The organism is Mesorhizobium sp. M1A.T.Ca.IN.004.03.1.1 (assembly GCF_003997555.1).
Taxonomy (GTDB): Bacteria; Pseudomonadota; Alphaproteobacteria; order Rhizobiales; family Rhizobiaceae; genus Mesorhizobium.
The window spans coordinates 1-251 of record NZ_RZTV01000737.1; the positions used below are offsets into that span (position 1 = coordinate 1).

At 54.2% G+C, this 251-nt stretch carries 1 protein-coding gene; it reads right to left on the bottom strand.

What is annotated here, in order from left to right; translation table 11 throughout:
* Window positions 1-39: 39 nt before the first annotated feature.
* On the bottom strand, window positions 40-246 hold the full coding sequence (locus tag EOD29_RS33615; protein WP_127248873.1) for a NepR family anti-sigma factor: 207 nt from the start codon (window positions 244-246) through the stop codon (window positions 40-42).
* Window positions 247-251 lie beyond the last annotated feature (5 nt).

The following is a 251-nucleotide window of genomic DNA, read 5'->3' on the forward strand; positions in this document are numbered from 1 at the left end:
CTTGAAGCTGGGTTGCGATTTGTCTTCCATGCGACGATCCTATTCGGCCATCTTGGCAGAAGCCATCATTTCAGCATGGTCGAGCTTTTCGAGAAGGTCGAGAAAACGATCGGGAATCGCCTCATCCTGTGCAGCCGCATAGAGCGACCGCAGCCTGACGCCGATCTGGTTGTTCAGGTCCAGGATGTCGCTGGCCCGCAACTCCAGCTTTCGCTGATCGGCTGCTTCTTTCTTGCGTGTAGTCATCAATT

Bases quoted from the DNA above. Each gene is read 5' to 3' on its own strand.
- EOD29_RS33615 (WP_127248873.1), bottom strand. From the start codon at position 246: ATGACTACACGCAAGAAAGAAGCAGCCGATCAGCGAAAGCTGGAGTTG.